This window comes from Rhodococcus sp. JVH1 (assembly GCF_000280725.2).
In the GTDB taxonomy this organism is placed as follows: domain Bacteria; phylum Actinomycetota; class Actinomycetes; order Mycobacteriales; family Mycobacteriaceae; genus Rhodococcus_F; species Rhodococcus_F jostii_A.
This window is the reverse complement of record NZ_CP166289.1, coordinates 4,931,603-4,944,805: the sequence shown is the minus strand read 5'-3', so window position 1 is coordinate 4,944,805 and position 13,203 is coordinate 4,931,603. Positions and strand designations below refer to the sequence as shown.

General features: G+C 67.1%; 15 protein-coding genes. 7 read left to right on the top strand and 8 right to left on the bottom strand.

Annotated features, from left to right (window positions below):
• From JVH1_RS22830 to JVH1_RS22810, 5 genes are read right to left on the bottom strand one after another with little or no spacing between them, the layout of a single operon-like run.
• Entirely contained in the window at window positions 1–699 is a 699-nt protein-coding gene (locus JVH1_RS22830; protein ID WP_009475594.1) for a protein glxC, read from the bottom strand.
• Window positions 687–1,583, bottom strand: coding sequence for a glutamine amidotransferase family protein (locus JVH1_RS22825; RefSeq protein WP_009475595.1), 897 nt, complete (start codon window positions 1,581–1,583; stop codon window positions 687–689). Before JVH1_RS22825 ends, JVH1_RS22830 begins: the two co-directional genes overlap by 13 nt.
• A gap of 24 nt (window positions 1,584–1,607) precedes the next feature.
• On the bottom strand, window positions 1,608–2,969 hold the full coding sequence (glnT, locus tag JVH1_RS22820) for a type III glutamate--ammonia ligase (protein WP_009475596.1): 1,362 nt from the start codon (window positions 2,967–2,969) through the stop codon (window positions 1,608–1,610).
• Between the two features lie 45 nt (window positions 2,970–3,014).
• The gene (locus JVH1_RS22815) at window positions 3,015–4,208 is read right to left on the bottom strand and encodes an FAD-binding oxidoreductase (protein ID WP_009475597.1); all 1,194 of its coding nucleotides are present in this window, start codon (window positions 4,206–4,208) and stop codon (window positions 3,015–3,017) included.
• 57 nt (window positions 4,209–4,265) lie between these two features.
• Window positions 4,266–4,475 (bottom strand): hypothetical protein, encoded by a 210-nt coding sequence (locus tag JVH1_RS22810; RefSeq protein WP_157173970.1) that lies wholly within the window; start codon window positions 4,473–4,475, stop codon window positions 4,266–4,268.
• 46 nt (window positions 4,476–4,521) lie between these two features.
• On the opposite strand from JVH1_RS22810, the gene JVH1_RS22805 reads away from it, so the two are divergent.
• The 5 genes from JVH1_RS22805 to JVH1_RS22785 are packed head-to-tail and all read left to right on the top strand — an operon-like array spanning window position 4,522 to window position 7,989.
• Window positions 4,522–4,905: an ethanolamine utilization protein gene (locus tag JVH1_RS22805; protein WP_009475598.1), complete on the top strand. Its 384-nt coding sequence runs from the start codon at window positions 4,522–4,524 to the stop codon at window positions 4,903–4,905.
• 6 nt (window positions 4,906–4,911) lie between these two features.
• Window positions 4,912–5,448 carry a dimethylamine monooxygenase subunit DmmA family protein gene (locus JVH1_RS22800; protein ID WP_009475599.1) on the top strand — a complete coding sequence of 179 codons (537 nt, stop codon included), beginning with the start codon at window positions 4,912–4,914 and terminating at the stop codon, window positions 5,446–5,448.
• Window positions 5,445–6,422: a PDR/VanB family oxidoreductase gene (locus tag JVH1_RS22795; RefSeq protein ID WP_009475600.1), complete on the top strand. Its 978-nt coding sequence runs from the start codon at window positions 5,445–5,447 to the stop codon at window positions 6,420–6,422. The genes JVH1_RS22800 and JVH1_RS22795 overlap by 4 nt, the downstream gene beginning before the upstream one ends.
• Window positions 6,419–7,417, top strand: a complete 999-nt coding sequence (locus JVH1_RS22790) for a DUF3445 domain-containing protein (RefSeq protein ID WP_009475601.1) — start codon at window positions 6,419–6,421, stop codon at window positions 7,415–7,417. The genes JVH1_RS22795 and JVH1_RS22790 overlap by 4 nt, the downstream gene beginning before the upstream one ends.
• Entirely contained in the window at window positions 7,414–7,989 is a 576-nt protein-coding gene (locus JVH1_RS22785) for a TetR/AcrR family transcriptional regulator (RefSeq protein WP_009475602.1), read from the top strand. Before JVH1_RS22790 ends, JVH1_RS22785 begins: the two co-directional genes overlap by 4 nt.
• Window positions 7,990–8,034: 45 nt before the next feature.
• On the opposite strand, the gene JVH1_RS22780 is transcribed toward JVH1_RS22785, so the two are convergent.
• The gene (locus tag JVH1_RS22780) at window positions 8,035–8,586 is read right to left on the bottom strand and encodes a HutD family protein (protein ID WP_009475603.1); all 552 of its coding nucleotides are present in this window, start codon (window positions 8,584–8,586) and stop codon (window positions 8,035–8,037) included.
• 201 nt (window positions 8,587–8,787) lie between these two features.
• Here JVH1_RS22780 and JVH1_RS22775 point away from each other — a divergent pair, with 201 nt between their 5' ends.
• A complete protein-coding gene (locus tag JVH1_RS22775; RefSeq protein ID WP_009475604.1) occupies window positions 8,788–10,140 on the top strand; it encodes an ammonium transporter in 1,353 nt (450 codons plus the stop codon).
• Window positions 10,141–10,210: 70 nt separating this feature from the next.
• Here JVH1_RS22775 and JVH1_RS22770 read toward each other — a convergent pair whose 3' ends face one another.
• A complete protein-coding gene (locus JVH1_RS22770) occupies window positions 10,211–10,807 on the bottom strand; it encodes a transcriptional regulator (RefSeq protein WP_337460471.1) in 597 nt (198 codons plus the stop codon).
• A gap of 71 nt (window positions 10,808–10,878) precedes the next feature.
• Complete coding sequence (locus JVH1_RS22765; protein WP_005255983.1) at window positions 10,879–11,544, bottom strand: XRE family transcriptional regulator; 666 nt, start codon at window positions 11,542–11,544, stop codon at window positions 10,879–10,881.
• Window positions 11,545–11,714: 170 nt separating this feature from the next.
• On the opposite strand from JVH1_RS22765, the gene styD reads away from it, so the two are divergent.
• A complete protein-coding gene (gene styD, locus JVH1_RS22760; RefSeq protein ID WP_009475607.1) occupies window positions 11,715–13,202 on the top strand; it encodes a phenylacetaldehyde dehydrogenase StyD in 1,488 nt (495 codons plus the stop codon).
• Window position 13,203 lies beyond the last annotated feature (1 nt).

The window sequence follows — 13,203 nt, the reverse complement described above, 5'->3', positions numbered from 1 at the left end:
CTAGTACGCGCTGGCGTTGTCGACGTGGAAGTTGTAGAGCTTGCGGGCGGAGCCGTAGCGGGTGAACTCGGACGGATCGGCGTCGAAACCGGCCTGATCCAGCAGCTCCCGCAGTTCCGTCAGGTGCTCCTCGCGCATCTCCTTCTTGATGCAGTCGGCGCCGAGGGAGGCGACGGTGCCACGCACATAGATGCGGGCCTCGTACAGCGAGTCGCCGAGGGCCTCACCGGCGTCGCCCAGGACGACGAGCCGCCCCGCCTGACCCATGAACGCGGACATGTGGCCGATGTTGCCGCCGACGACGATGTCGACGCCCTTCATCGAGATTCCGCAGCGGGCGGCGGCATTGCCGTCGATCACGAGCAGGCCGCCGTGGGCGGTGGCGCCCGCGGACTGCGACGCGTCACCCTTGACGTGCACCGTCCCCGACATCATGTTCTCGGCGACCCCGACCCCGGCGTTGCCGGTGACGGTCACCGTCGCGTGCTGGTTCATGCCGGCGCAGTAGTAGCCGACGTGTCCGTCGATGGTGACGTCGATGTCGGAGTCGAGGCCGCAGGCCAGTGCGTGCGCGCCCTGCGGGCCGGTGACGGTGACCTTCTTCGGGGCCTCCGGCGAGGTGAGCCGCTCGTTGACGGCACGGGTACTGGACGTCTCGAGGTTCAGGACAGTCGCTTCGGTGGTGGCTACCGGTGCCATACGTACACCTCTTCCGGTTCGGGCTCGAAGATTCGGGCGTTGTCGACGCCGGGCAGGTTCGCCAGGGCGCGGTATTCGGACGCCATCGCGACCCACTGGTCGGTCTCGGCGATGACGGCGGGTTTGCAGGAGATGGCGTCCCGGACCACGGCGAACGAGTCGGCCGTCGAGACGAGCAGGGTGTAGAAACCGTCGAACGTCTCGTTCAGCATCAGCAGCGCCTTCTCCAGGTCGACGCCCTCGGCGAGCTGCCTGGCGACGAACCGCGCCCCGACCTCGGTGTCGTTGGCGCTGTCGAACACGACGCCGTCACGTTCGAGCTGATGCTTGATGCTCATGTGGTTGGAGAACGAGCCGTTGTGGACGAGGCACTGGTCGGGGCCGACGGAGAACGGGTGCGACCCCTCGGCGGTCACCGCGGATTCGGTGGCCATGCGGGTGTGCGCGACACCCTGCCAGCCGCTCGCCGACGGCAGCCCGAACCGGTTCGCCAGGTCGATGGGGTTTCCGACGCCCTTGAGGACGGTCAGGTCGTCGCCGAAGCCGATGACCCGCGCCGACGGCACCACGCTGCGCACGGCCGCCGCGAGATCTGCCGCGCCGACGACGCCGTGCAGGATCGTCGTCGGGTCGAGGTCGATTCCGGTGACGGTGGTGTCGAGTGACGCCGACAGCGTTGCGGCGAGTTCCGTTGCGGGGACGGGGCAGTCGAGTAGCGAGACCGTGGACTCACCGACCGGCGACCAGGTCCGGTCGCCGTAAATCGCCATGCCTGCGGAATCGGGTCCGCGGTCGCACATCTGACCGAGCATGTCGGTGAGCAGGGCGCCGAGTTGTGGGTAGAGGGACGGCTCACGCAGGTGAAGTCCGACGATTCCACACATGGATGTCTCCTTTCGGGAGGTCGTTCAGAACGCTGTCAGGTAGTGGTCGAGTTCCCAGGGGGAGACGGTGTTGTGCCAGGCGAAGAACTCCTCGCGCTTGAGTTTCGCGAAGTACTCGGCGACCCCGGGGCCTGCGACGTCCAGGGCGCCCGTCACGACCGGATCCGATTCCAGGGCGTCCATCGCGTGCAGCAGCGTCATCGGCAGCATGTCGCTGGGACTGTCGCCGGAGCCGGGGGTGCCGGGGTCGAGATCCCGTTCGATGCCGTCGAGGCCGGCGGCGATGGCGGCGGCCGCGGCGAGGTAGGGGTTGGCCGAGCCGTCGCCGCCGCGCAGTTCCACCCGGTTCCTGTCCGGAACCCGGAGGTAGTGGGTGCGGTCGTTGCCGCCGTAGGTGGCGTAGCGCGGCGACCAGGTGGCCCCACTGCTCGTGGACGTGGCCCCGGTGCGTTTGTACGAGTTGACGGTCGGCGCGATCACTCCCTGCAGCGCGCACGCGTGCTCGAGGATTCCCGCGATGAACGCGTACGCCGTCCTCGACAGTCCCAGCCCCTTGGGGTCGTCCCCGTCGGGGAACACCGAACCGGCGTCGTTCCACAGCGACAGGTGCAGGTGCATGCCGGAACCGGTGCGGTCGGAGAAGGGTTTGGGCATGAACGTGGCCTTCATGCCGCGCTTCTCGGCGATCACCGACAGCAGGTACCGGGCGGTGATCACCCGGTCGGCGGTGGTCATGGCGTCGGCGTAGTCGAAGTTCTGCTCGAACTGCCCGTTACCGTCCTCGTGATCGTTGGCATAGTTGCCCCACCCGAGCGCGTTCATGGCCGCGGACACCTCGGTCAGATGGTCGTACATCCGGGTGACGTCGCGGGCGTCGTAACACGGCTGACGACTGACGTCGGCCGTGTCCGCGGTGGTGAGGGCGCCGCCCCCGGTGCGGTGGACGAGGAAGTACTCGATCTCCGCGCCGACGTTGACGGACAGGCCGAGATCGGACGCCTTCCTCAGCGTCTCCTTCAGGATCACCCGCGGCGCATACGGCCAGGGCTTTCCCTCCACGTGCGGGTCGCAATGCACGATCGCCAGTCCGGGCTTCACGAACGGGATCGGCGTGAACGACGAGACATCCGGTACGGCAACGAGATCGGAGTCCTTGGGCTCCTGCCCCATGTGCCCGGCCGCGTACCCGGCGAAGCCCACGCCGTCGTCCTGAAGCTGCTCGACGGCCTCGATCGGGACCAGTTTGGCGCACGGCTTGCCGGACAGCGTCACGAACAGGGCGAGAATGAAGGTGGTTCCGGTGGCCCGGGCCACCTCGGACAAGGTCTGCGGTGGGGTTGTCACGATGTTCTGCGCGGTGAACGCGTCGGCAGTGTCGACAGCCATGGGTAGCTCCTGAACTGGTGGTCTACGGGTGAGGGGGTCTGTGGGTCAGCGCATCTCGCCGGCGCCCTCGTACGGGTGCAGGCTGAACAGGAGGTCGCCCTCCTCGAAGCGTGAGTAGCGGAAGTCGGACGGCTCGACGTTCGGGAGGCCGGTCTTGCCGTCGTCGAGCAGCATGTCGGCGACCAGGCGGCCGACCGCCGGCGAGATCTTGAAACCGTGACCGGAGAACCCGGTGGCCAGGAACAGTCCGTCGACCGGTGCGGGCCCGATAATGGGGTTGTAGTCGGGCGTCACGTCGTACGCGCCGACGTAGCTCGAGGTGATCCGCGGGTCGGGCATGTCGGGCAGACGGTTCCCGAGCTTGCCGATGTTCTTCTCGATGGTGCTGTCGTCCGCGCGGTTGCTGTACTTGTCGGGGTCGATGTACTCGGGCGCGGCGTGGTCGCTGTTGCCGACCAGCAGTTCGCCGTTCGGCTCGCGGCAGATGTACTGCAGGCCGGCCAGGTCCGACAGCACCGGCACCTCCGGCGTCGGAACACCCTGATCGATCAGGACGAGTTGTGCCCGTTGGGCTTTGACCGGGATGTCGACACCGACGCCGGCGCCGAGTTCGGGGGCCCACGGACCGGTCGCGAGGATCACCTGCTCCGCGTGCACTTCGTCGCCGTTGGCGAGCGTCACCCCGTAGACGCGGCCGTCCGCGTTCTGCAGCAGCGATGCCACCGGCGTGCTCTGACGGATTCTGACGCCCAGCTTGCGGGCCGATGCACCGAACGCCATGCCCGCCATGTACGCCTCACCGCGGCCACCGAGGGGCTCGTACGCGAAGGCGGCGAAGTCGTCGAGGTGCAGCCCCGGCCACAGTTCGGCCATCGTGTCGTGGCCGATGTAGTCGATGTCGATACCGAGGCCCTGCATCATCGCGACGTTCGCCTTCAGCGGGTCGATGTTGTTCTCGCCGACGCCGACGACATACCCGCACTGCCGGAACGCCATGTCGTCGCCGAAGATCTCGGTGGCCCTGGTGAAGATGTCGACGCCGTACCACGACATCGCCGCCAGCGACGGCGTCCCGTAGTGGCACCGGACCACGCCACTGGACTTTCCGGTCATGCCCGAGCACAGGGTGTCACGCTCGAGGACCAGCACATCGGTCTCGCCGCGGTCCGCGAGCGACCAGGCGATGGCGAGACCTTCGAGTCCCCCACCGACGATCACGAACTTTACTGTCTGTGTCACGTTGCTTCCTTCATTCGGCCGGATGTTCGGGCGCTGCGGCTTGGGTAGCGGTTCGTTTCACCTCATGAATCGCTGTTGTTCATTATGAAACAGTTCTACTATGTCGATCGTGTTACAGCAACGTTGTTGGTGCATCACCAAATCCCGCCACTCATATGCGCTTTGAACATCGATCACTGTGCTGATCTGCATGTTTTCAGCACCGCCGCATTGATTTACGTCATCGAAATATGCCTTGTGGTTTCCTGTTGCTACTCCTTGTTTCATACCGAGGAGGTTGCGAACCCAGTCCCCACGCCTTCAGGGAGATCCCATGACCACGACCGACAAGCCCACCGCCGTCCCGTTCCGCGTCACCGCCGGATTCCACGAGAACCTGCCTCAGATGCCGGTCTCGGAGTACCCGGGCACCAAGGGATACATCGACGACGTCTTCGCCAACCCGGACGGATCGGAGATGTCGGCCGGCTACTTCGAACTCCAGCGCACCGACGCCCCGCTCGACTACTACTACGCCTACGACGAGATGAAGGTCGTCCTCGAAGGGGAGTTCACCCTCGAGAACCTCGACACCGGCCAGGTCGAGGTGGCGAAGGCGAAGGACGCGATCTTCTTCCCCAAGGGTTCGCGTATCCGCTTCACCACCCCCGACCGCGCGCTGGCCTACTTCGTCGGCCACCGTTCCTTCGCTCCCTGATCCGCGATGGCGGTATCGATGAGGTCGACCAGCGTCCCCCGGTGGCGATCCGACTACTCGGCCGTCGACGACCTCGCAGCGGGCGCTCTCGTCACCCGCTACGTACTGGTCGCGGAGCGTTCGGTCAGCGCGCAGGTCCTCCGCGCGCTGTCCGAGCGCGTGGCGCCCGTTCCCACTCGCACGGTGATCGTCGACGACGCGGCCGGATCCGGGTTCGGCGGTCTCGGCGAACTGCTGTCCGAGGCGCGCATCGGGTGGCGGTTCGTCGTGGCGGGCCCCGAGCACATGGTGGGGGCGGTGCGTTCTCGGCTGATCTCCGCGGGCGCGTTGCCCGCCGAGATCGCCGCGATCATCGACCCCGACGCCCCGGTGCGCGACGTGTTCTGCGCGCACTGCCACACCACGTCGTCCTCGGTGCCGGTAGCCATCGGCGGCCGCGCGCCGTGCGGCGGTTGTTCCGCCGAACTCACCGTCTACTACCACTACTCCCGGCGCCACAGCGCCTACCTGGGATATCGAGCCGACTCGGAGGAACTTCCATGACCACGGCACTCGAAACAGTTGCGGGCGAGAGCATCACCGGAGGGCTCACTCTGACAGTGCGCGAGGCACGGCTGCTGTGCCCGGGCATCCGGCACATCGTGCTCGCGGACCCGGCGGGCCGCACCCTGCCGTCGTTCACCCCGGGCAGCCACATCGCCGTCACCTGGGCCGAGGGTCGGCACAATTCCTACTCGCTCACCGGCCCCTCGATCGAGCCGGACCACTACGCGATCTCGGTCCGGCTCGACGAGAACGGCCACGGCGGTTCGCGCTGGCTCCACGACCTCCAGCCGGATCAGCGCATCCGCGTGAGCCTTCCGCGCAGCGCATTCGCTCCCGCGCTCACTGCGCGGCACCACCTCCTGATCGCGGGTGGAATCGGCGTCACGCCGATCCTGTCGCACGTCCGGGCGGCCCTCGAGTGGGGTCGTTCGTTCGAAGTGATCTACTCCTTTCGCGATCAACTGGGAGCGCACGCCGACGAGTTGGCGGCGCTGTGCGGCGACCGGTTGGTCACCGTCTCGGCGCCCGAAGAACTCGCGGACCGCCTCATTCCCACACTGGCGGACCAGCCACTCGGCACCCACATCTACACGTGCGGGCCCGCGCCGATGATCGCGGCGGTGGCCGAGTGGGCCCGCGACTGCGGCTGGCCGCCGGGGCGCGTGCACTCGGAGGCGTTCGGTGCGGGCCCGCTGCCCGAGGGTGCGCCCTTCGCCGCCACGCTCGGGCGCACCGGAATGATCGTTCCCGTGCCGTCGGGGACCACCCTCCTCGAGGCGTTGCTGGACAAGGGAATCAACGTCCCGAACCTCTGCCGGCAGGGGGTGTGCGGCGAATGCCGGCTGTCGGTCCGCGGCGGCGAGATCGAACACCGCGACCTGTTCCTCACCGACGAGGAGAAGGCCTGCGGAGATTCGATCATGCCGTGCGTATCACGTTCCGCAGGAGACCGATTGGAGCTGGATCTGTGACAACCACCGAATCGCGTGCCGACCACATCACGCGCTTTCCCTTCCCCTTTCCCCGCGACCAGTACCGCTACAGCACCAACGTCGAGCCGGCCGGACACTCGACCGACACCGTGGCCGGCAGCTGGGGTGACACCCGCATCGCCATCGACGCCCACTACCACCGGGAACTCGCCGAACGCGAGCGCATCCTGGCGGAGGATCCGTCGCGGCACCAATGCCTGCCCCACATGGTCCCCGCCACCTGGGACGCGATGCTCACGCTGATGCGCACCCTCGCCGACGAATACCCCGACACCATGACCCTGGAGCGGCGCGAAGACGGGTGGTTGTGGAAGAACGACCTTCTCGGCATCGAGCACACCTTCGTGTTCGGCGACCTCGACACGTTGCCGGCGCCGCCACTGGTGTACATCTGCGGCCAGATCCAGGAAGACGTCGTGCTCCTCGACCAGCGCGAGGGCGCGTTGTGGGGCGACGCCGGACTGGTGACCTTCGCGGCCGACTGGTCATTCGGATTCGACGTGGGCATGAGCTTCCTCGAGATCCACGGCCCCGTCCCGCGTATTCACAGCGAGAAGATCATCACCCGCGCACACAACTTCCTGATGCGGCTCGAGCCCGGCCAGAGCTACCGGCGCACCAACTGGACATTGACCGTCGACGGCAAACTCGACACATCGACCGAGACCTACCCCGAGTGGGGGAAGGACCGGCGCAGCCTCGCCGACGGCCCGCTCGACGAGGTCGGGGACCGCCTGTTCCTGAGAACCGAAGTGCAGCATCTCATCCGGCTCGCTCACTCCGGCGCCGTCATGTTCCTGATCCGGACGTATCTGCTTCCGTTCCGGGACGTCGCGACCGTTCCGGAATGGGGCGAACGACTGTACCGGGTGCTCGAGGACCTTCCGGTGGACATGGCGGAATACAAGGGCATCAGTCGTACCCGGGAACCCGGCATGAGATGGCTGCTGAAACACGGGAATGTCGAACTGTGACGCTCACCGACGGGCGGCGGCGCGCAGCGCCCCACAGCGATCAGGTGGCTCTCGATCTCGTTCTCGCGACGGTCTCCGTGATCGCCCGCGACGGCCTGCGTGGGCTGACGACGCAGGCCGTCGCCCGGGAGGCCGGCGTCTCGGACGAGGCCGTGCTGCGCAGCGCCGGGTCGACGGACGCCCTCCTCGACGCCGCGCTCCGCTACGCGCTGGACAAGAGTGCGAGCGTCTTCGCCGACATCGCCGCCGGATCGTCGCTCGACCACTTCGTCGAGCACCTCACCGACCTCGTCGCCCGCGACCCCGACCTCCAGGTGTTCCAGTACGAGCTGATGCTCGAGTCCCGGCGGACTCCACGCCTCGACCCGCACGTGAAACTGCTGTACGCCACGTACATCGAGGCGACGTCGCAGGCATTGACCCGGCTGGGCATCACCGCCGACGAAGACCTGACCCTGCTGGTGTACTCGGCGATCGAGGGATTCATCATGCACCAGCTCGTCGCGAAGGATCGTCCCGCGACCGAGCGCGCGATCGAGCGGCTACGCCGAATCCTGTCGACCGCGAGGTAGTCCCCGCACGTGAGTGGCAAAGTGTGCCCCGGCGCGCTTTGCCACTCACGTGCGGGCGAGGATCTTCGCCACCACGACCGACGCTTGCCCGGACAGCCGCACCGATCCCCGCTCGACGAGGAGGCAGTCGCCCGGATCGACGGGACCGAGGTCCGTCGTGAGCCGCCCACCGAGGACCAGGACGAGGACGGCCAGCCGCCCGTCGGCTGTCACGTCCTGCGCCGCTCCGATGTCGACGATGTCCACCGACGCCGCGGTGGTGGACCTGTGGACCATGACGTTGAACGCCTCGGTCGGACCTTCCGCCACGCAGTCAGGGCTGCGCTCACCGGCGAAGGCCGTCGGACTCAGGCGCGGAATCAGGGTGTGGACGCCGCCGAAGTCGAGTGACACGGGATGGTCGCCGATCACCGTGAATATCCGATCGATGTCGGGAAACGGCGAGAACGTCGAGCTCGCCTCGAGCGTCGCGACGCTGAAACGCCACCGCGACGCGGCACCGGCGGCGATCTCCGCAGTGGTGCCCGCGCCGTTGGCCCACGGGATGGTCCGGCGATTCGAGCGCCGGACGATGCGGGCCTCGCGACCTGTGGTCACTCTTTCTCCTTACCTAGTCAGTCCACTGTCACGACACTGTTTTTCGCAAACCGAAACGCAGGCGCACACCGAATTCCGTTACGTAGTTGTCACGCGGCGAACTATTTCCGCAATCTCCGCTTTGGTTCACTGTCACTAGACATTGATTCCCAAAGGCGGACACTACAGGTGTCACGCCATCTTCGATCAAGGTGGACGACTATGAACGAAGCAGTCGCTGCGGCCGATACCGCCTGGATTCTGGCGGCCTTCACGGCAGTGAGCCTCATGGTGCCCGGTCTGGCCATGTTCTACGGCGGAATGGTCAGCGTGCGCAACACCCTCAACATGGCCATGATGACGTTCGGCGCGTTCGCCGTCGTCGGCGTCCTGTGGATCGTGTTCGGCTACTCGGCCGTGCTGGGTAACTCCCTCGGCGGTCTCGGCGTCCTGGGCGACCCCCTCGAGTACTTCGGCTCCAGCTCGCTGCTGGAGGCCCCCGCCGAACCCGGACTGCCGCCCGCGCTGGTCTCCGGATTCCAGCTGTTGTTCGCCGGCATCACCGTCGCGCTCATCTCCGGAGCGCTGGCCGACCGGATGAAGTTCGCTGCCTGGATGGTGTTCGCCGGACTGTGGGCCACGTTCGTCTACTTCCCCGTCGCCCACTGGGTGTTCGCGTTCGACTCCGAGGACGGGTCGGTGATCGGTGGATGGATCGCAAACACGCTCGGCGCCGTCGACTTCGCCGGCGGCACGGCCGTGCATATCAATGCCGGCGTGGCCGCTCTCGCGGTCGTCCTGGTCCTCGGGGCCCGCAAGACGTTCCCCGTCTCGCCGCGCCCGCACAGCCTTCCCCTGACCATGCTCGGCGCGGGAATCCTGTTCTTCGGTTGGTTCGGGTTCAACGGTGGCTCGGCTCTCTCCGCCGGAAACAGTGCATCCGTCGTCATCCTCAACACGGTCGCCGCGTCGTGCGCCGGTATCTGCGCCTGGCTCGTCGTCGAGAAACTGCGCGAAGGCCACGCCACGTCGCTGGGCGCCGCGTCGGGTCTGATTGCGGCGCTGGTCGCCATCACGCCGGCCTGTGGCGCCGTCTCACCCCTCGGCGCGCTCGTCGTGGGAGGCGCGGCCGGCGCGGTCTGCTGCTTCGCGGTCTCCTGGAAGTACCGGCTCGGCTACGACGACGCACTCGACGTCGTCGGCGTGCACCTGGTCGGCGGCATCCTCGGTACCGTTCTGATCGGTTTCCTCGCAGATCCGGCTGCTCCCAGCGGCGCCGCGGGACTCTTCTACGGCGGTGGCGCCGACGTCCTGTGGCGCCAATGTGTCGCCGTGGCAGCCGTTCTCGCGTACTCCTTCGTCGTCACGCTCGTGATCGTCCTCGCACTGAAGAAATTCATGGGCATTCGCGCCGACCAGGAAAGCGAATACGACGGCCTCGACGTGTCCGTCCACGGCGAGACGGCCTACGTACTCGATGCGGTCGGCCTCACCGGCGCCTCCAAGCACGGCGCCGACGCGGTTCTCGGCGCAGAAGCGATCACGACCAGGGCTGCGGACCCTGCCAAGGCCTGATTCCGCGCACGACACAGACAATGGCCCTGCCCCGCAGCACTCCGCGGGGCAGGGCCACTGGTGTGCCCAGCTAGGTCAGGCTCTGAGCCAGACTCCGAAGCCTCGCGCTGTAATTGTTCGGCTGAGCGGACAGGAACTGACTCAGCACGATCGTGTCGAACTCCTCCATGGCGGCCGAATCTGCGGTAATCGCGGCATGATTCGCCACTTCGTGCTCCAGAAGTTCGACCGACTCACGCCACCCGCGGATCGCGGGTCTTCCGAGTTCCATCTGCGGCTCGAATCTCAGCGGTTCACCGAGTGTGCTCCCGAGAATTTCCTGCAAGTGCTCCTCGAGACTTCGGCGCGCAAGCCGGATGATCAGCTGAGATTGCCCTTCGTGCCACTGCATGGTGGCGGAGCGTCCCGGCTGCAGAATCGACGCGACCGACATGGTCGAATCGAACTCCTCTGCGCCAGAAGTAATTCGGGCCGTACCCGACAGCGGGATCTGAACGACGTAGAAGTCGCCGAGATCATCCGAGTTCATCCGCGCATCGGTTCCGTAGTCGAAATAGTAGACACCGATCGTGCCCGCGGTGGCCAGGTGAACCGGCTCGAGGCGGTCGAAGGGCAGCGCGGACTGGACGTCGGACGCTATCTGCACTGTCGCTATCACCGTAACCACGACCTTTCGAACCAACCGCCACTCTACGCCCGGTGTGGAGGCGGAGGAAGGTCGAAATCCCGATACCGCCGTCAGTCCTCGTGGTGATCGGGGTAGGCAGTGACGGCGAGAAAGCGGATGGGCAACCGCACGAGATCGTTGGGACCGTGCAGACCTTCACCGTCGAGAAGCAGCGAATCTCCTGGTCGCAGCGTGTACTCGGCCTCGCCGTGCCCGTAGACCATGACGCCTTCGAGCATGTAGAGCAGTTCGGTGCCGGCATGCTGGAACAGCGGAAACGTCTCGCTGGAGTCGGTGAGCGTGACCAGCACCGGCTCGAGTCGTTTGTGCTGCCCACGCAGTGCGCCGAGCAGTTCGTAGTGGTGGCCCACCCGGGTGCCTCGCCCGACGATGACCGCACCGTGGCCCGCCTCGACGTACACGGCGTCGCGGGCGGTGTCGGCGCCCCGGAACAGAGAGGTGACGGGCACGTCGAGTCCGGCCGCCAGACGCGCCAGCGTCGACAGACTGCAGGAGGTCTGCGAGTTCTCGATCTTGGACAGCATGGCCTTCGAGATTCCGACCTTGGCCGCCATGTCTCCGACGGAGAGTCCACTGGCTTTGCGGAGCGACCGCACCTGCCTGGCGATCACCTTTTCGAGATCGGGCCCGGTGGGCGTATCGGACGGCACCTCACGCTCGACGGGGGCGGGGTCTCCCGTGTCGCGGTGGACCTCGGTCTCCGGTCGAGTGGTCACGTCCGCATCGTAGCAGCGCCGTTTACTGTCAGGAAACCGCGACTCACTACGCCGGACGGCGAATCGGTGCGCATACGAGCAACAACCATGCGCTTGCGTGCAAGACGGCGCCGCGCCCGCGCCCGCATGCTTGTGACAGCCATCACAACACCACCGGGAGAGTTGACGCTATGACCGCAGTACACGAGAACGTCAGTGCCACAGGGCTTCCTGATGGAGTCGCAACGCAGCTGTTCATCGGCGGACAGTGGCGACCGGCGTCGGACGGCGGAACCTTCACGGATCTGAACCCGGCCACCGGAAAGCCGCTCGTCGACGTGTCCGCCGGAACCGCGCAGGACATCGACGACGCGGTCCGCGCCGCCCGCACCCAACTGAACGGTGAATGGGGATCGCTGCCCGGTGCCGCCCGCGGACGGATCCTGAACAAGGTCGCCGATCTCATCGAACGCGACGGCGAGATCCTGGCCCGGCTCGAGGCCCTCGACGTCGGCAAGCCCGTCGGCCAGCCCACCATGCTCGACATCCCGATGGCCGCGGGCACGTTCCGGCACTTCGCCGGCTGGGCCGACAAGATCACCGGCCAGTCCATCCCCACCGCCGGCTACTTCGGCCAGCCCACCCACTCGTACACCGTCCGTGAACCGGTCGGCGTGATCGGCGCGATCGTCCCGTGGAACACCCCACTGATGATCTCGGCATGGAAGATCGCCCCCGCCCTGGCCGCCGGAAACACCCTGGTGGTCAAGCCGCCGGAGGACGCACCGCTGTCGATCCTGCACCTCGCGACGCTGCTGGAAGAGGCCGGACTGCCCGCCGGCACCGTCAACATCGTGCCCGGCCTCGGCGAGGTCGCCGGCGACGCGCTCGCCGGCCACCCCGGCGTCGACAAGATCAGCTTCACCGGCAGCCCCCGCGTCGGCCGGATCATCGCCAAGCGCGCCGCCGACACGTTCAAGCGCACCACCCTCGAACTCGGCGGCAAGTCCCCGCAGATCATCCTCCCCGACGCCGACCTCGAGGCCGCCATCAACGGCACGGCGATGGGACTGTTCTTCAACCAGGGCGAGGTCTGCGCCGCGGGCACCCGCATCCTGGTGCACCGGTCGCTGTACTCGCAGGTGGTCGACGGTCTCGCCGCCGCCGCGTCCGCACAGGTCCTCGGCGACCCCTTCGACCCGGCCACCACGATGGGCGCCCTGGTCAACGCGAAGCAGCGCGACACCGTCCTCGGCTACATCGAGGCCGGACGCAGCGAGGGCGCCCGGGTCGTCGCCGGCGGTGGCCGCCCGGACGGCGACGGATTCTTCGTCCAGCCGACCATCTTCGCGGACGCGAACAACGACATGAAGATCGCCCGGGAAGAGATCTTCGGACCCGTCGGCACCGTCATCGCGTTCGACACAACCGACGAGGCGATCGCGATCGCCAACGCCACCGACTACGGGCTCGCCGCCTCCATCTGGACCCGCGACGTCTCCCACGCCCACACCCTCGCCGGCAAGGTCCGCGCCGGGGCGGTCGCGGTGAACGGCTGGGCACCCATCGACCCGGCCCTGCCCTGGGGCGGCATGAAGACCAGCGGCACCGGCCGCGAACTCGGCTGGGCCGGAATCGAAGCCAACACCGAGGAGAAGGTCGTCACGATCATCCTCTGAT